The sequence below is a fragment of the Capnocytophaga sp. H2931 genome (assembly GCF_002302535.1).
Classification (GTDB): Bacteria; Bacteroidota; Bacteroidia; order Flavobacteriales; family Flavobacteriaceae; genus Capnocytophaga; species Capnocytophaga canis.
Genome location: NZ_CP022381.1, coordinates 471373 through 489907, shown reverse-complemented (window position 1 = coordinate 489907; position 18535 = coordinate 471373). Strand labels below are relative to the sequence as shown.

17 protein-coding genes are annotated in these 18535 nt (G+C 34.7%); 11 read left to right on the top strand and 6 right to left on the bottom strand.

Features of this window, described 5'->3' with window-relative positions:
* Nucleotides 1-6: 6 nt before the first annotated feature.
* The 11 genes from bshB1 (at nucleotide 7) to CGC52_RS11195 (ending at nucleotide 11323) form a co-directional block, all read left to right on the top strand.
* Complete coding sequence (gene bshB1 / locus CGC52_RS02055; RefSeq protein WP_042342954.1) at nucleotides 7-723, top strand: bacillithiol biosynthesis deacetylase BshB1; 717 nt, start codon at nucleotides 7-9, stop codon at nucleotides 721-723.
* Nucleotides 724-737: 14 nt separating this feature from the next.
* The gene (locus CGC52_RS02050; RefSeq protein ID WP_042007999.1) at nucleotides 738-929 is read left to right on the top strand and encodes a hypothetical protein; all 192 of its coding nucleotides are present in this window, start codon (nucleotides 738-740) and stop codon (nucleotides 927-929) included.
* Between the two features lie 27 nt (nucleotides 930-956).
* A complete protein-coding gene (locus CGC52_RS02045) occupies nucleotides 957-1490 on the top strand; it encodes an RNA methyltransferase (RefSeq protein WP_042007997.1) in 534 nt (177 codons plus the stop codon).
* A gap of 232 nt (nucleotides 1491-1722) precedes the next feature.
* The gene (locus tag CGC52_RS02040; protein ID WP_095893302.1) at nucleotides 1723-3462 is read left to right on the top strand and encodes an ABC transporter ATP-binding protein; all 1740 of its coding nucleotides are present in this window, start codon (nucleotides 1723-1725) and stop codon (nucleotides 3460-3462) included.
* 57 nt (nucleotides 3463-3519) lie between these two features.
* Nucleotides 3520-4239, top strand: coding sequence for a dipeptidase PepE (pepE, locus tag CGC52_RS02035; RefSeq protein WP_042007993.1), 720 nt, complete (start codon nucleotides 3520-3522; stop codon nucleotides 4237-4239).
* Between the two features lie 128 nt (nucleotides 4240-4367).
* Nucleotides 4368-4859, top strand: a complete 492-nt coding sequence (locus CGC52_RS02030) for a phosphoribosyltransferase family protein (RefSeq protein WP_042008100.1) — start codon at nucleotides 4368-4370, stop codon at nucleotides 4857-4859.
* A 222-nt stretch (nucleotides 4860-5081) separates the two neighbouring features.
* The gene (locus tag CGC52_RS02025) at nucleotides 5082-5621 is read left to right on the top strand and encodes a nucleotide exchange factor GrpE (RefSeq protein ID WP_042007991.1); all 540 of its coding nucleotides are present in this window, start codon (nucleotides 5082-5084) and stop codon (nucleotides 5619-5621) included.
* 11 nt (nucleotides 5622-5632) lie between these two features.
* Nucleotides 5633-6745, top strand: coding sequence for a molecular chaperone DnaJ (gene dnaJ, locus CGC52_RS02020; protein WP_095893301.1), 1113 nt, complete (start codon nucleotides 5633-5635; stop codon nucleotides 6743-6745).
* 312 nt (nucleotides 6746-7057) lie between these two features.
* Entirely contained in the window at nucleotides 7058-7816 is a 759-nt protein-coding gene (locus CGC52_RS02015; RefSeq protein ID WP_095894423.1) for a carboxypeptidase-like regulatory domain-containing protein, read from the top strand.
* Between the two features lie 471 nt (nucleotides 7817-8287).
* Nucleotides 8288-10993 carry a TonB-dependent receptor gene (locus CGC52_RS02010; protein ID WP_095893300.1) on the top strand — a complete coding sequence of 902 codons (2706 nt, stop codon included), beginning with the start codon at nucleotides 8288-8290 and terminating at the stop codon, nucleotides 10991-10993.
* A gap of 192 nt (nucleotides 10994-11185) precedes the next feature.
* A complete protein-coding gene (locus CGC52_RS11195; protein WP_157909092.1) occupies nucleotides 11186-11323 on the top strand; it encodes a hypothetical protein in 138 nt (45 codons plus the stop codon).
* Between the two features lie 290 nt (nucleotides 11324-11613).
* Here the strand turns inward: CGC52_RS11195 and CGC52_RS02000 are convergent, their stop codons facing one another.
* The 6 genes from CGC52_RS02000 to CGC52_RS01975 form a co-directional block, all read right to left on the bottom strand.
* Nucleotides 11614-12354, bottom strand: a complete 741-nt coding sequence (locus CGC52_RS02000; RefSeq protein WP_095893298.1) for a carboxypeptidase-like regulatory domain-containing protein — start codon at nucleotides 12352-12354, stop codon at nucleotides 11614-11616.
* The gene (locus CGC52_RS01995; RefSeq protein WP_095893297.1) at nucleotides 12341-13060 is read right to left on the bottom strand and encodes a hypothetical protein; all 720 of its coding nucleotides are present in this window, start codon (nucleotides 13058-13060) and stop codon (nucleotides 12341-12343) included. The genes CGC52_RS02000 and CGC52_RS01995 overlap by 14 nt, the downstream gene beginning before the upstream one ends.
* Before the next feature lie 86 nt (nucleotides 13061-13146).
* Nucleotides 13147-14361 (bottom strand): metallophosphoesterase, encoded by a 1215-nt coding sequence (locus CGC52_RS01990; protein WP_095893296.1) that lies wholly within the window; start codon nucleotides 14359-14361, stop codon nucleotides 13147-13149.
* Between the two features lie 81 nt (nucleotides 14362-14442).
* The gene (locus CGC52_RS01985) at nucleotides 14443-15225 is read right to left on the bottom strand and encodes a glycoside hydrolase family 16 protein (protein ID WP_095893295.1); all 783 of its coding nucleotides are present in this window, start codon (nucleotides 15223-15225) and stop codon (nucleotides 14443-14445) included.
* Nucleotides 15226-15348: 123 nt separating this feature from the next.
* Nucleotides 15349-16071 carry a copper homeostasis protein CutC gene (locus CGC52_RS01980; protein WP_095893294.1) on the bottom strand — a complete coding sequence of 241 codons (723 nt, stop codon included), beginning with the start codon at nucleotides 16069-16071 and terminating at the stop codon, nucleotides 15349-15351.
* A 5-nt stretch (nucleotides 16072-16076) separates the two neighbouring features.
* A complete protein-coding gene (locus tag CGC52_RS01975) occupies nucleotides 16077-18437 on the bottom strand; it encodes a 3-hydroxyacyl-CoA dehydrogenase/enoyl-CoA hydratase family protein (protein WP_095893293.1) in 2361 nt (786 codons plus the stop codon).
* Nucleotides 18438-18535 lie beyond the last annotated feature (98 nt).

Here is an 18535-nt window from a genome sequence, read left to right as displayed (position 1 = left end):
ACATAGATGAAATTAGATATATTAGCTTTTGGAGCACATCCCGATGATGTAGAATTAGGTTGCTCAGGAACGATTGCTAAAGAAGTGTCTCTTGGTCGGAAAGTAGGAATTGTAGACCTTACACAAGGTGAGTTAGGTACACGTGGTAACGCGCAAATCCGTAAGCAAGAGGCTAGGGAAGGAGCAAGGATTTTAGGAGTGGAGATACGTGAAAATTTAAAATTTGCTGATGGATTTTTTGTTAATGATCAAGCTCATCAGTTGGAAGTTATCAAAATGTTGCGTAAATATCGTCCTGAAATTGTACTTTGTAATGCTATTGATGACCGGCATATAGACCATGGCAGAGGTAGCAAATTGGTAAGTGATGCTTGTTTTTTGAGTGGGCTTCGGAAGATAGAAACTGTACACGAGGGAGTTACACAAGAAGCATGGAGACCCAAGGTTGTTTATCATTATATTCAATGGAAAAATATTGAACCAGATTTTGTAGTTGACATTTCAGGGTTTATGGATAAAAAATTAGCATCGGTTTTGGCATATAAAACTCAATTCTATGATGCAAATAACAATGAACCTAATACCCCGATTTCTGATAAAAACTTTTTGGATAGCGTAACCTATCGAGCCAGAGATTTAGGTCGGTTGATTAGTGTGGATTTTGCTGAGGGATTTACAATGGAACGCGTGGTAGCTGTAAATACGTTATATGATTTAAAATAAAAATAGAAAGAAAAATGAAACTTATTTTATTGACAATAGGGATTTTAGCACTTTGTATAGCAGGAATAGCTATTAAAATATGGGCAAAAAAAGGTGGAAAATTTTCAGGTACGTGTGCCAGTCAAAATCCGCATTTAAACAAAACGGGAGAACCTTGTGGTTTCTGCGGAAAGATGCCTGAGCAACAAGAATGTGGTAAGGAGTAAATTCTCGAAAATTAGGATATTCACAAAATGCGAAAATTAGCAAATAGCGAATTGATTCGATTGGATGTTGATGCGTTTAAAAAAGCTCCAAAAACTCCATTAATAGTTATTTTGGATAACGTTCGGAGTCTAAATAACATAGGTTCTGTTTTTAGAACAGCAGATGCTTTTTTGGTCGAAAAAATATACCTTTGTGGCATCACGGCAACTCCTCCAAATAAAGAAATTCACAAAACAGCATTGGGAGCTACAGAAAGCGTCTGTTGGGAATATGCCGAAGATACACTTTCAGTAGTGAATAGTTTAAAGACTCAAAATGTGAAAGTTATCAGTATTGAACAAACTGAAAATGCTGTAATGCTCAATGAGTTTCAGCCTCAAAAGGAACAAAAATACGCTTTAATCTTTGGAAATGAAGTCAAAGGAGTGGAGCAAGAAGTGGTTTCGGCTTCTGATGGGGTCATTGAAATTCCTCAATATGGAACGAAGCATTCACTCAACATCTCAGTAAGTGCAGGAATTGTTATTTGGGATTTATGGCAGAAGATTTATGGTAATTAAATTTATCAAAAAACAAATGAATCGACAAAATGATATATACATTTGATTTATCATTTATCTGTAAAAATGTAACGACACGGCTAAAAGGCCGTGTTTTTTATTCCAAGTTTATGTATTAAGATTTAATCAATCGTTTTGAGAAGTTTGTATACTTATTGAGCTGAGGTAGCCGAATGAATCAATTTGTCATTTGCCAATTAATACGTACCTTTGCGGTCTAAATATACGAACAATGGCACATTTACGATATGTACGAAAATATTTTTTTAAATACCGATACCATCTGATTTTAGGGATATTCATCACGATTTTAGCACGTATTTTTTCGCTATTTATGCCTGAATATGTTCAAAATTCGATTATAGCCATTGAGGAATATGCTAAATCATCGGATAAAAATGGAAACATTGTTCAACTTTTGATACAATATGCTTTAATAATTATCGGAGCAACTATAATTTCGGCTATTCTTACGTTTTTTATGCGTCAATTAATCATAAATGTATCTCGATATATTGAATTTGATCTAAAAAATGATATTTTTGTTAAATATGAAGAGCTTTCATTGAGTTTTTACAAAAGAAATCGTACAGGTGATTTGATGAATCGCATCAGTGAGGATGTAAGTAAGGTACGCATGTATGTTGGTCCAGCTATCATGTACAGTGTTCAAACCATTACTTTATTTGCATGTGTTATTCCGTTGATGCTTTACACTTCGGTGGAATTGACGCTTTATACTTTGATTCCTTTACCGATTCTTTCAGCTTTGATTTATGTGATGAGTAGGAAAATAAACCGCGAAACTTTGGTTGTTCAGCAGTTTCTTTCCGATTTATCAACATTTTCGCAGGAATCTTTTTCAGGAATAAACGTCATTAAGGCCTACAATAATGAGCCTTTGGTTAATCAGCAACTTTCCGACCTAGCGGAACGAGGACGTCAGAAGAATATCAAATTAGCTAAAATTCAAGCTATTTTCTTTCCTACTATGATTCTAATGATCGGGTTGAGTTTGATTTTTGTGATTTTTATGGGAGGTCGGTTGTACTACTTAGGAGAGATTACCTCTATTGGAGTGATAGCCAAATTTAGTATTTATGTGATGATGCTCACGTGGCCAGTAGCTACGGTAGGGTGGGTAAGTTCGATAGTTCAACAAGCCGAAGCGTCGCAAAAACGAATTAATGAATTTTTGGCAGAAATTCCTGATATTCGTAATCATAATCCTAATATTGAAAAAATTAACGGGAATATTCGCTTTGAAAATGTGAGCTTTACATATGCAGATACAGGTATTGAAGCGTTGAAAAATGTATCATTTGATATTCCTAAAGGACAAACTGTAGCTATTATTGGAAAAACAGGTAGTGGGAAAACTACAATCATCGATCTAATTGCTCGGATGTATGATGTGTCGAAAGGAGAAATTTATATAGATAATAAGCCTATTAGAGAAGTAAATTTGCACAGTTTGCGAGAAGCCATTGCTGTGGTGCCACAAGAATCATTTCTGTTTTCCGATACCATAAAAAATAATTTGTTATTTGCTAATAAACAAGCAACTGATACTCAAATCGTAAAAGCCACTCAAGAAGCAGTCGTACACGATAATATAATGGATTTTACCCATCAGTATGATTCTATTTTGGGTGAGCGTGGTGTTTCGCTTAGTGGGGGACAAAAACAACGGATTTCTATTGCACGAGCTTTACTTAAAGATGCAGAAATTTATTTATTAGATGATTCACTTTCAGCTGTGGACACGGAAACGGAAGAGAAAATATTACAAAATTTACACAATGCACTAAAAGGCAAAACAGTGGTCATTGTGAGCCATCGCGTGTCGATAGCCAAAAATGCAGATAAAATTTTTATGCTCAACGAAGGAGAATTGGTAGAAAGTGGCACACATGATTCCTTATTGCAACAAAATGGATTTTATAAGGCTTTTTATGATTCTCAAGTGTGATTTTGATATTTCCGGATTTATTGCTACCTTGCGACGTTGTTTTTCTCAAATGATTCTATGAAAAAAATATTATTAGCCAGCACATCAACTATTTATGGAGGTACCTACTTGTCATATTTGCAGGAAGAGTTAGCCGTTTTTTTTGCAAATGTTGATGAAATTTTGTTTGTACCCTACGCACAGCCTAGTGGTGTGTCATATGATGAATATACGCAAATTGCTCAAAAAGGATTTGAGAGTATAGGTAAGAAAATTGTTGGGCTGCATACTTTTGAAAATCCTAAGGAAGCAATTCATCAAGCTAAAGCCATTTTCACAGGCGGAGGCAACACTTTCCTATTAGTTACTCGGCTTTATCAGTTTGATTTGATGGGAACGCTACGAGAGGTTATTGAAAGCGGAATACCCTATTTTGGTACCAGTGCCGGTAGTAATATTGCAGGGCTAACGATGCAAACAACCAATGATATGCCTATAATTTATCCCCCAAGTTTTGATACTTTGGGAGTAGTACCTTTTAATTTGAATCCACATTATCTTGATCCTGATCCCGACAGTAAACACAAGGGTGAAACTCGGGAAACACGGATTAAAGAGTTTCATAAGCTTAATGATACTCCTGTGGTTGGGTTGCGTGAAGGTAGCAGTATTCTTTTCGAAAGTAATAGATTTATTTTAAAAGGGACATTAACTGCTCGTATATTTCTTAAGGACAAAGAGCCTTTTGAAGCTACTAATGAGGATTTTTCATCATTATTTAAGCAAATGGATAGATAATTTCAGAATTTTCAGTTTACGAGAATGCTCAGTATCAGTAAGTTGATTTTATGTTTTGAATCCATTGTAAGTCAAAAAGTTGCATTATAAGATTATGTTTCAACCACTAAATGAGAAATAATATAACTATGACAATAATCCTAAGTCACCAAGATATAGAAAACAAAATTCGGCGTATTGCATATCAAATTTACGAAAAACACTTAAATGAATCGGAAATCATTTTAGCAGGAATTGAAGGTAATGGATATCTGTTTGCTGAGAAATTAAACGCTTATCTTTCAGAAATATGTTCGTTGAAAGTAGCGCTTTGCAAAGTGAAAATGAACAAACGAAATCCTTTGGAAGGAATTTCAACGTCTATAGATTCAGAGGATTATAAAAATAAATCGGTAGTACTGGTCGATGATGTACTGAACTCTGGTCTGACTTTGATTTACGGAGTTAAACATTTTTTAGAAGTTCCACTAAAACGACTTACTACCGCTGTTTTGGTCAATCGTAATCATAAAAATTTCCCTATTAAGGCAGATTTTAAGGGTATTTCCCTATCCACCAGTTTGCAAGAGCATATTTCTGTGGATTTTACAGAAGGGAATTATGTTGCTTGTTTGAACTAGTTTAGTAGCTACAGAAGAGATTGGAAGAGTTTCATTTTTAGGGTGATGTTGTACAAATTATTTCATCCGTGTAGGGAAGTAAAGCGTTTTCTTTTATAAGTTTGCGATAAGCTTAGTTATAGAAAAATCAAAATTTTATATCACAATGCCAAATTGACATATAAGACGTCATTGGCATACTTTTTTATATATGATGGAGTAGTAAAATTAAATGAATAGATAATGAGTACAGAAAAACACGTTCAAGAAGAGCCTTTATCAAACGAAGAAGTTAAAAATGAAGGTATTACGAATGAAGCAATAGAGAATATAGAAGATAAAAGTTCCATTGAAGAAGAGTTAGCAAAGGAAAAAGATAAATTTTTGCGTTTATTTGCTGAGTTTGAGAATTATAAAAAACGTACAACTCGAGAGCGTGTTGAGTTATTCAAAACCGCAGGACAAGACATTTTGTCATCGATGTTGCCTGTGATTGATGATTTTGACAGGGCGTTGGTTGAAATTTCAAAATCAGAAGATAAAAACATGTTGAAAGGAGTGGAGCTTATTTATAATAAATTTATAAACACCTTAAAATCAAAAGGTTTAGAAAAGGTAGAGGTTGCTCCTAATGATGTTTTTGATAGCGAAATTCACGATGCCATTACGCAAATTCCAGCTTTGACCGAAGATATGAAAGGGAAAATTATTGATGTGGTTGAAAAAGGATATAAATTGGGAGATAAAATTATAAGATACCCGAAAGTAGTTGTAGGACAATAACTTATCATTAAATGAAAAAAGATTACTACGAAATATTAGAAGTTGAAAAAACGGCAAATGCCGCTGAAATAAAGAAAGCATACCGCAAACAAGCCTTGAAGTATCATCCGGATAAAAATCCTGGAGACAAGGATGCAGAAGAGAAATTCAAGTTAGCAGCGGAGGCATATGAAGTGTTGAGTGATGATACCAAAAGAGCTCAGTACGACCGTTTTGGACACGCTGCTTTTGAAGGAGCAGGAGGTGGATATCATTCCTCAATGGAGGATATTTTCAGCCATTTCGGGGATATTTTCGGAGGTCATTTTTCTGGATTTTCTGGTTTTGGTGGATTTGGAGGTGGAAGTCAAACGCGTTTGCGAGGTGAAAACTTGCGAGTTCGTTTGAAAGTTACCTTAGAAGATATCGTTAAGGGAGCCGAGAAAAAAATTAAAGTTAAAAGAAAAGTGAAGGCTGAGGGAGTTACCTATAAAACTTGTCCCTCTTGTAATGGTTCAGGTCAAGTAGTTCGCCAAATGCAAACCATGCTTGGAATGATGCAAACCTCAGCACCATGTTCGTCATGTCAAGGAAGTGGTCAGATTATTGAAAATCGACCTCCTGAATCTGATAGTCAAGGGCTTAAAATATTTGAAGAAACTATTAGTGTGAAAATTCCTGCAGGTGTAATGGAGGGTGTACAGCTTAAGGTTAGTGGCAAAGGAAATGAAGCGATGGGGAAAAATAGCGTTCCAGGGGATTTATTAGTTCTCATTGAAGAACAGGAACACGAGACCCTCAAACGAGAAGGAGAAAACTTACATTACGACCTATATATCAGCTTCCCAGAAGCTGTTTTAGGAGCTTCAAAAGAAATTGAAACGGTCACAGGAAAAGTGCGATTTAAGCTGGATGAAGGAGTGCAATCTGGAAAGATATTGCGATTGAAAGGCAAAGGGATTCCCAGTCTAAATGGTTATGGGACAGGTGATTTGATTATTCACGTGAATGTTTGGACACCTAAAAATTTGACTGAAAAACAAAAAGAATTTTTTAGAGAAATGCGAGATAATGAAAATTTCACACCAAAAGTAGAAAAAACGGATAAATCGTTTTTTGAAAAAGTGAAAGATATGTTTTCATAGAGAGATTGATTATGTTGTTTTATTAAGCTTCGACTATGTCCGTTTTATGAGCGATGTAGTCGAAGTTTGTTTTTTTTGAATAGCGAATCAACCTTTTGATTTACTTATATATCTTGTCTAAAAACAAGTACATTTGGTTAATGTTTATTAATCCTATATAACAAATTGAATAAAACGATGGGATATGCAATAAATGTTAAATAAATACAAAAAACAATATTTTTGAATAGTAATTTATTTTAGTTTACTATCTTTATCCGTCAGATAATTAGTATGACCAAAAAGGATATATTTGTTGAATTAAAAAAACGTATGAAAAAAGTTTTATTTGTAATGATAACCTTGTTTACAGGGATGTTATCAGCTCAATCCACCGAAGTAAAAGGAACTGTGTATAGCGTTCAAGATAACAAAGGGATAGCTAACGTACATGTGTTGAATTTGAATAGTGTTAAAGGAACAACAACCAACGAACAGGGGTATTTTTCTATAAAGGCAGCTGTTAACGATACCTTGTATTTATCTTTTTTAGGGTATAAATCTATTAAAGTTTTGGTAACCAATGATATGATTCGCTTTCCTAATACTAAAATAGGGATGACTGAGTTGGCGTACGCTTTGGAAGAAGTGGTTATAACTCCTTATAAATTAACAGGTTATTTAGATATTGATGCTAAGAATGCGCCTGTTAATGAGAATAAAAGGTATAGTATTTCAGGATTGGAGATTGGATATGAGAGTAGAGCCAATGCAAGTATGGTTGGTCGTATATTGAGTTCTGTGATGAATCCTGCTGATATGCTGTATAGGTTGTTTAGTTCTAAAGGTCAAGAAGTCAGGAAGTTACAGAAATTGAAGGATGATAACAAGTTGAGTGATGCACTTTCGCAACGTTACGATCGAGAAACTTTACTCGAATTACTACAAGTTGATAGAGCTGAATTAGAGAATATTATACGTTCGTGTAATTACTCTAATGAGTTTATTATGTCTGCTAATGACCTACAAATTTTGGATGCAATTAGCAATTGCTATGAAGAGTATCGTGTTTTGAACAGAAAGAAAAAATAGTTTTTGCAATTATAATTTAGTTTGCAAAAGAAATCTTTTATAAACTGTGTTGCAATTCCGTTTAGTTTCGAGTTGATTTTATTGAAGAGGTACATACTCCATAAAATAAAAAAGTGTGTTGGTATAAGTGGAGTAAAAAGTAATAAAAGTAGCTCAAAATGTTATCTTTTCAGTTATTAACAGTTCATTGTTGAAAAAAAATAACGAAATGAAGTGAAAAAAATAAAAATAAAACAGATTGAAAGAATCACATGTTTTCTTTTTGTTTAACAAATAAATGATATTAGAAATTGTTATTTAAAAGATAAAGGTGTCCTTTATTAACAAAAACGTTCAGAAAAACATTTTGTTATAAAATACAAAGGCTTTGTTTTTTTTCTATTGATGGACAAAAGTCATTTGCATATTTCGATTAAAAAGCTATCTTTGTAGTGTTCGGATGGCAAATTTGAATTTTTAGAGAGTATAAATATGATAAAGAAATGGACGTTGACAATAGTATGTTTACTATTGGGAGTTGTTGCTTATGGGCAATACGAAGTGAGAGGGGAAGTAGTCGATGCTAAGACTAAGAAGCCGTTGGTGGGAGCTAACGTGATTGTGCGAGGTAAACTTGTAGGTACAGCGACAGATATCAAAGGAGAGTTTATTTTACCAGTTTCTTCAAAGTCAGGAGAATTGGTGATCTCTTATATGGGGTATATTTCCAGAAGATCTTCGTATCGAATTTTGACTAATAAAAGAGGAAAGGTAAAGGTAGCACTACAATGGGACGAGAAAGGACAGACCTTAGCTGGGGTTATGGTTTCTGCACACTATAATATGTTTGATATTGCTGAAGAAAGGAAAACTCCAACTGCAGCGACTACTATTGATAGAATTGAAATCAAACGCCGTTTAGGAAACCGTGATTTTCCGGAGCTTCTTCGGCGAGTTCCATCAACGTATACAGTAAGAGGGGGAGGTTATGGAGATTCAAGTGTTAATATTCGAGGTTTCTCTAACGAAAACATCGCAGTGATGATTAATGGAATGCCAGTCAATGACATGGAGAGTGGGCGTGTGTATTGGAGTAACTGGACAGGATTGTCCGACGTAACCACGGCTATGCAAGTACAACGAGGTCTTGGTGCATCCAAATTAGCCATACCTTCAGTGGGAGGAACCGTTAACATTGTGATGCGTTCTGCTTTCATGAAGCAGGGAGGAATGGTCAATGCCTATGTGGCAAATGGAGGTGAGTACAAAACTTCGGTGACGTACAATACAGGAAAAAACGAAAAAGGATTTTCATCTTCTTTCCTTTTTGGAAATGTAGGAGGCTCTAAATATGTAGATGGTACACAATTTAAGGGATACAATTATTTTTTAGCATTGGGGTATAACCCAGTAGAAAAACACGAATTCCAATTAATGCTTACAGGATCGCCTTTACAACATGATCAGAGTTCGTCATTAGTTTCCATTGCAGATGCCTTGAAATATAGTACAAATGGAAAACCAAATCGAAGATACAATGCAGATTGGGGATATTTGGATGGTAAGGAATTTAGTATCCGGAAAAATGTTTTCCACAAGCCTGTGTTCAGCTTAAATTGGGATTGGAAAGCAACAGATAGAGCTGAGGTCAACACTACTGCTTATGCTTCTTTTGGTCGTGGTTATGGAACTAACGACTATGGAGCAAGTAGAGGTTTGAAAATAAATTCATTCCGAAGTCTGGAAACAGGATTGTACGACTTTGATAGAATTGTTCGCAATAATCAAGAGGCGACGTCCCCTGATGATGTTTTGCTTCGTTACGCGAGGGTAAATTCACACGATTGGTTTGGAATTTTAACCAATTATAAACAAAAAATTTGGGATACAGTTACCTTGGATGTAGGGTTTGATGGTAGATACTATCAGGGATATCACTATGGAATTGTTGAGAATTTCTTAGGAGCGAAGAGTATCCGCGATAATTCAAACAAAAATATAGGTGAGAATAACGTCTCTACAGTCGTAAATAATTCAAGTATTTACAATGTTTTTAAGAGTATAGATCCGATAGAAAACTCGATAATATATAACAACATAGGTAGGGTATACTGGTTAGGAGTTTTCGGGCAATTTGAGTATGAAGAGGATGATATTTGTATGTTCGTCCAAGGTTCCATTTCTGAAAAAGGTTATCAACGCGTAGATAACTTTATGAAGGAAGGTACACATGTTCCTGGAACAACTATCGAGATGCCACGAACTACCGATTACGAAAGAATGTTGGGATTCAATGGAAAGGCAGGAATCAACAAAAATATTGACGAACGTCATAACGTGTTTGTAAACATAGGCTTCTACAGCCGACAACCTATTTTTGATGCAGTATATCGAGGTGATTTGAACTATGCAAGTCCAGACAATGTGAATGAAAAAGTTTTGGGTATTGAATTAGAATATGGCTACAAAACTGATTTTTTTAATGCTAAAGCAAATTTTTACCGAACTACTTGGACAGATCGATTCCTACGACGCGTGAACCTAAGAGATGTTGATATAAATCAGACGTCTTATTTTGCGGATATTTCTAATTTGAGTGAGGTTCATCAAGGAATTGAGTTAGAAGCTTCCTATATTGTGAATGAATATCTGAAAGTACGTGGCATGTTATCAGTTGGTGATTGGTTCTATAATGGAAATGCAGATGCAAAAACTTTTCGAACTGAAGACAGTCAGCCTTACATTTTGACAAATTCAATATCTGATAGAACTTCTCTATTGTTGGACAAATCAAAAATTGGAGGTACAGCTCAAACCACATTCGTACTCGGAGCAGAAGTTACCCCTATTGATAGGATTATAGTTAATCTGGATTGGCGATATGTGGATCGTTTGTATTCCAATATTGATATATATGCCTTTACGGATAGAAGTTTGGCAGAAAAAGGAGCTCTCCGTTTGCCTAGTTATAATTTGGTTGATTTTGGAGTTTCGTACAGGTTACCATTATTTAAAAGTCATGTTATGAATTTTAGATTCAATGTTGATAATATATTTGATGCAACTTATATTACCGAGTCAAGCGATAGCGTTCACGCAACTGAACATAGTCAAGTTTATAAAGGAATTGATGTAAAAAACCGAGTTCACTTTGGTTTCGGTCGAACTTGGAACTTCTCAATGCGATATTCGTTCTAAGAGGGTATGGAGATATAAAAAAGAGAGAGGCTGTCCGACTTTTCGGATAGCTTCTTTTCTTTTTTAGACACTTTTGTACAAATATCTCGAATAATTATTGTGATATAACATATGAATATTTGTGTTTTTCAGACAAACTTGAAACTCGGTAAAATGCCAAAAATTGGATTTTGTATAAAAAGTTCGATTGCGATGACACAAAAATTTGTGGCTTACAAACTATTTTTGAAGAAAAGTAGTTTTTTTGCAGAATTTATCTTCGTTTTTAAAGGATTACAGACTTTAAATCGTGGGTACACACAGACGGTCGGAGGTAAGGAAATCAAATAAGTTGAATTTGGCAAGGCAAACAAAAATCTAAATAGACGATATTAGACTTGAGAGTATCTGATTTTCAGTTAATTTAACAAGAAATAAGATTAAAAAATATGTTTACAAGATAAAATTTTGCCCTAATTCTAAAAATAGGAGGGTTGTACCTTGTTTGGGGCAGGGGGAAGTCCTATTTTTATACTTCAAAGTTGATCCGAAGCATCTCAAACAGTAAAAATCGAACAGTAGGGATAAAAACTGATACATTTTTTACATATGCTACATTCAACTCGAAAAAGAGGAACAGACTATTTTCCTTTATTTTTTAACTTTTCAGATAAATCTGTAACCCAAATGTCCGTCAGCATAAACTCTAATTGTTTGTCATTTTTTGATTTTACAAGATTATGAATATCAGTATTTTCCATTACGTAATATGCCAATACACTTATTTTTTCGTCATCTAAGCCAAGGTCTTTTTTCAAAAACCTATTCATATTATCAATAATGTAGTTAGCCACAGCTAAATTTGTCTCATTTTTTAAAGCTTGTTTGTAATATTTTCTTTTCCCTGAAATGGCATTCAATATAGCTAAAATATTAATGGGAGGGAATCCTGAACCTGCCCAAAAATTGTTATTAGCATAGCTACGTTTCTCTTCTAAAGTTCGTTTTTTGGGCGTATATCCTAAAAAATCTTTTGCTGTAACAGTTGTTTCTTTAACTTCAACCCCTTCTAATTCAACAACTTGCTCTTTCAGTTCTATAATAAGTAACTCGTTTTCTAAATCTTCCTTATTAACACTTCGATATAAGTCTTTTTTACCCACATGGGTAAATTTAAGTACGTTCCCTACTTCTCCATGAATTAAAAATAATCCTTCAGTATCCGTAGTTACAAATTTTTTCTTATCGATATTTTGGATATGTACTCCCGGCAAAGGTTGGTTATTATGAATAACTTTACCTTTGATAACAAGATCATTTTGAGCTATTAAAGGTAAGCTAACACAAAAACACAACCATAAAAAAAATTTATTCACTTTCATTGTTCGCTTCTTGTTGTATTTGTAGCCATGAATCTATCAACATAAATTGTAAAGTCTTCGATTCTTTATTTTGCGTTACTCGATGATATTCTGGATTTTCCATTAAATAATACGCTAAATAACGTATTTCTTCTTCATCTAAATTAAGTTCTTTTTTGAGAAATTCACTCATATTATCAATGATATAGTTTGCTACTTTTAAATTTTGTTCATTCATCAGTACCTTACGCAACATCTTGGTTCGACCCGAAATTTTGTTAAGTAAGGCAATAAAACCAAATCCTCCTGCTCTACTGGTGTAAAGTTGTTTTTCGTTATAAGTACGTTGATTCGGAGTATGTTGCAAAATACCTAAGCTTTGAGCAGTAATATCAGGAGCTTTCTGAACCTCAACACCTTCTAATTCGTGAATGAGAGTACGCATTTTGATAACTACAACTGTACCGAAATCCGTCGCTTTCAGCAGACGATGTGTAGTCTGTAAACTTACATGGGTGAATTGCAAAGCATTATTTTCCGATGCAGATATGGTAAAATAACCTTTCTTATCAGTCGTTGTAAACTTTTCATTATGAAGATTTTGCACATGAACATCAGATACAGGAATGGAATCATTCATCACAATACGTCCTTGAAATATATTTTTATTCTGAGCGAAAAGCTGTACAAAAGACAAGATAAAAATAAGTATATAAAGTTTACGCATAATGTATTAAAATAATAAGCAAAACTCAGTGAAGGATTATTAATTTTACAAAGATAACTTAAGTAAAAACTATTTTTGTTTAACATTTATTGTTTTTTCCTCAATTCAATTACGGTAATTTCTGGCCAAATTCCTACACGTCCTGGAAATGCGTGATAGCCAAATCCGCGATTAACATTCAGTTTTTTTCCTGCTTCCTCATACATTCCTGCCCAATATTTATAAGTCCATTTTGAAGGGCTCCATTTCACAAGTCCCTCTATTTCAACACCTAATTGCATTCCGTGCGTATGTCCGCTGAGTGTTAATTGAATGTTTTTGTTTTCAGGTAACACTTCGTACTCCCAATGCGTTGGGTCGTGGCTTAAAAGAATCTTGAAATCTTCATCTGCAACATTTTGCATTGCTTTTTCCAAATCACCATACTTTGAAAATCGTCCGTGTCCCCAATTTTCAACTCCCAAAATGGCAATCCTTTCTCCATTTTTTTCAATATAACGATGGCCATTCAAAATCAAATCGAATCCCATTTCACGTTGTATTTGTTTTAAATCTTCAAGGTTTTTTGCCTTTGCTTCGGGGGTTTCCCAAGAAGAATAATCTCCATAATCGTGATTTCCTAAAACAGAAAAGACACCATCTTTAGCCTTTAATTGCTTCAAAATATCTTTCCAAGGAAGCAACTCACTAGCCAAATTATTTACAATATCACCCGTAATCATAATGGCATCACTCTGCTGTTGGTTAATCAAATCAATTCCATATCGGATTTTATCTTCACTATCGAGACTTCCTGTATGAATATCAGATATTTGCGTTATCCTATATCCATCAAAAGCCTCTGGCAAATCGTCAAAATAAAGTGTGTATTTCCAAACTTTGTAGTTGTACTTCCCTTTTGTAACACCATAAATCACAGACACAAATGGAATGGAAGCGATACCTAAAGCCAACAAACTGACAAATTTCCTTCTTGATGGAATTGATTTATCACCTGCTGATTTATACCGAAATATCGCAACACCAATCCGTTGTATATCTTCCAAAAATAAAATAAAAGACAACACAACAAGTATGATAAACCAAGTAATTAACGCCCCCATTGAGTACTGCTGAAAGATAGTCCATACGGCTTTGGTACGAAAGAGCCACTGCAAAACTACATTTACAATAACCAAAACAGAAACCGCTCCAAAAACATACCTACCCTTTTGAGAAATTTTCAGCGTTTTCAGAGCTTGATTAGCATAACGTGCCAATAAAAGATAAACAACTATAAATAAAATGAGTATTACGTACATATTTTCAAATAAAATTCTTCTCCAATTTCGTGAGAAGTACAAAAATCACTCCCAAAATTTTCAATCTTCATTCTTATAGAACTATTTCTGATAGTATCTAACCCAATCAACATACATACGAATTGGTTTTTCAAAATCAGGAACATCTCCAACCCAAGAGCCTCCTAACTGCATATCAATCAATAAATAAAAAGGTTTTCCAAAAGGGAATTGTTCTGGATTTCCTTCAATACGGGGATATGAAAACGTAAATTGGTCATTGACGTAAAAACGCAATTCGTTAGGCTGAATTTCTACCGCATAAGTATTGTAATCGTCTGGATTTATGGGAAAAGTAGTGTAATGCTTAGGATTTTCCTTATTCTTTTGTGTGTATTGCGTATGTATGGTTTGATATACAAAATTATCAAAATTCAATCGTTCCAAAATATCAATTTCACCGCCATAAGGCCATTTTCCTACCTTTGGAAGCATCCAAATTGCTGGCCAAGAGCCTTGTGTAGCTTCAAGTTTACAACGAATTTCTACCTTTCCGTATTCAAAATATTTCCCGTTTTTGGTAAAAACACCTCCTGTTACAAATTTTGAAGAATCATCTGGAGCGATGTCGTTTTTCTTCCCAATGAGTATCAGATTTCCATTTTTGATTTCAAAAAGCGATTCGTCCAAACTCATTGTGTTATTCCAATCAGATTTACCACGCGGAATTTTTGACCAAACGCCTGTAGAAAAAATATCATCTCTTTCAAAATCATCTTCCCAAACCAATCGCCACTTCTTTTCTTTTTTGCTACCAATTTCAGAAGAAGTTTTACATCCCACCATCAGGGATACAGAACAAAGGAGCATCAAAATTTTTCTCATTCTCAAATAATTTTGGAAAAATCACAATTCAAATAAACAACTAAAAATAAAGCATTTAAAAGTAAAAAATATAAGGTTTTACTTGTAATTGTGTAAAACTTTCAGAAAAATAAACACAGAAGTTTACTTCAAGGCGTTCATAATAGTTTTTATCTGTTCGATTCCTGAAATTGGACGCACCGATTCATCTAAAAAACTTGCCGTATTGAAAGAAAAAGGCATTTCGTTAGCTGATTTCTCAAAAACAGTGCCCGAGAAATGTACTTCGTTAAATCCTGCTTCTTTAATCTTTAATATGGTTTGTGGATTAATTCCTCCTCCTGGCATAATGGTAATTTTTCCTTCAGCCTGTTGATTAAGTTTTTTAAGTACTTCCAACCCTTCCACAGCTGATTTTTTTCCTCCTGAAGTTAAAATCCGTTTTACACCTAAAGTTTTTAATAGATTTAAGGCTTCTTCTGGATTAGGAACGCAGTCAAAAGCTCGGTGATAGATGAAATCAATATCTCCCGCCGCCTCAATCAATTGTTGTGTACGCTCTTTATCTATGGTGTTATCGGTATTCAAAACCCCTGTAACCACACCTTTACAACCCAATTCTCTACAAAAAGTAATATCACGGAGCATCACATCAAATTCCTCATCTGTATAGGTAAAATTTCCACTTCTTGGACGTATCAAAACACAATTTTCAATAGAAAGTTCGTCCATAACTTTTTTTATAAGTCCATAACTTGGGGTAACTCCTCCTACTCCTAATTCACTACACAATTCAATGCGATTTGCTCCTGCTAATTGAGCGTTCCTTGCTGATTCAAAGGAACTTGCACATATTTCGTAAATCATATCTTTTATTTTAAAATTTTTGCTATTCGTTCTAATGTTTGTGGTTCAGTACACAGAGACAAAAATGCTTCACGTTCCAAATCTAACAAATATTGTTCCGAAACGAGGGTAGGTTCGGAAAGATCACCTCCTGACATTACATATGCCAATTTATCGGCTATTCTTTTGTCATAATCGGTTATATATTTTCCTTCTCGCATCGAATCCGTACCTACCAGGAAAGCTCCCAATGATTGTCTTCCAAACACTTTAATATCGTCACGTTCAATAGGACGAGTGTATCCTGCTTCAGCAAGTAACAAAGCATGTTTTTTAGCTTCGGCAATAAGTCGTAAACGATTAACCACTACTATATCCTTCCCTTTTTGCAAAATATCCCAATCAAAGGCCTCATAAGCTGATTTTGAAACTTTTGCCATTGCGATAGTCAGAAAATAATCCTGCAAACGATTCAATATTACATCTCCTTTTCGTAAACCATCTGAAGCCCTGACTGTCAATTCTTTAGAACCTCCTCCACCTGGAATTAACCCTACCCCAAACTCTACCAAACCAATGTAGGTTTCTGCAGCAGCAACCACCTTATCGGTGTGTAGACTCAACTCACAACCTCCCCCTAAGGTCATCCCATGGATTGCAGCTACCGTAGGAATTGACGAATAACGGAGTCGCATCATTGTATTTTGGAAATAGGCTATTGTTTGGTTCAATTTTTCGTATTCTTTTGCTGTAGCCATTGCATAGATCATCGCAATATTCGCTCCTACGGAAAAGTTCTCTGCTTGATTTCCAATAACTATTCCTTGGAATTTTTCTTCAGCAAAATCAATCGCTCGATGGATTCCCTCCAAAATTCCTCCACCAATGGTATTCATTTTAGAATGAAATTCTAAATTCAAAATACCATCACCCAAATTAATGATACTCGCTTCATCATTTTTCCAAAGGGTTTCCGAACGAAAATTATCAAGGATGATAAATCCTTCTTGTCCTACTTTTTTTCGATATTTCTTTGTTTTTATATCGTAAAAATATGTTGCCTCCTTAGTTGGCTTGTAGAATGATAGCTGATTGTTACGCAACATATCCTGAATCCAATCGGCTGTTTCATAACCCATTGATTGTATCAACTCAACTCCTTTGGCAAGTCCAATAGCATCCCAAATTTCAAAAGGTGCTATTTGCCAACCAAAACCTGCTCTAACAGCATCATCAATCTGATAAAGCGTATCTGAAATCTCTGGAATACGATTTTGGATGTAGGCAAACAATGCCGCAAAAGTCCGTTTATAGAACAACGACACATTATCATCCCCCTGAATTAGGAGTAAAAAACGGTCTTTCAGCTCCTCTTTTTTAACTTCATTCAACAACGGAAATACAACTTGCTGACAAGGAACATACTCCATAGCACGTAAATCCAACTCAAAAATTTCTTTATCTATTTTTTTGTAGAACCCTTGTCCTGATTTAGCTCCTAACCAATTGTTTTTTAACATGTTCAACACATAATCAGGAATTTGAAATAGGTGTTTATCTTGATTGTCTGTGGAGTTCTTTTCAACTCCTTTTGCTACATGTACCAAGGTATCTAACCCTACAACATCAGCTGTTCGAAAAGTTGCTGATTTCGGACGTCCAATAATAGTTCCTGTCAAAGCATCAATTTCCGAAATTTTTAAATTTAACCATTTGATATGATGCAAAGTATGCATCATAACAAAAATACCGATTCTATTACCTATGAACGCAGGTGTATTTTTAGCTAAAACAGGCGTCTTTCCTAAAAATTTATCAGAATAAAAAAACAAAAAATCAACCACATCCGACTGACAATCAGCGCTTGGGATGATTTCTAACAACTGTAAGTAGCGAGGTGGATTGAAAAAATGCGTAATTGCGAAATGTTTACGAAAATCCTCACTACGCCCCTCACTTAAAAAATGGACAGGCAATCCTGAAGTATTTGAAGTAATGAGTGTTCCCTGTTTTCGATATTGCTCCAGTTTTTCAAAGACTGATTTTTTGATTTCCAAATTCTCGGTCACAGCCTCAATAATCCAATCAACATCAGCTATTTTAGGTAAATCATCAGCTAAATTTCCGATTTCTATACGTTTAGCAAACTGTGGATGATATATGGGGGAAGGATTTGATTTTAGAATTTTTTCCAGATTTTCACTCGTTATTCGGTTTCTCACCACTTTGTCGGACAATGAAAATCCTTTTTTTTGTTCTATATGGTTGAGTTGTGTTGGTACAATGTCCAATAGCAAAACTTTTACACCAATATTCGCGAAATGACATGCAATGCTACTACCCATCACTCCTGAACCAATAACCGCTATTTTTTTTATTCGTCGCATAACCCTAAATACGTATGGGAATACCTATTATTTCTGATTTTCAAATCTCTTTTCCCGCTATATACATACACTTTTTACCTGAAAAAACATTTATATAC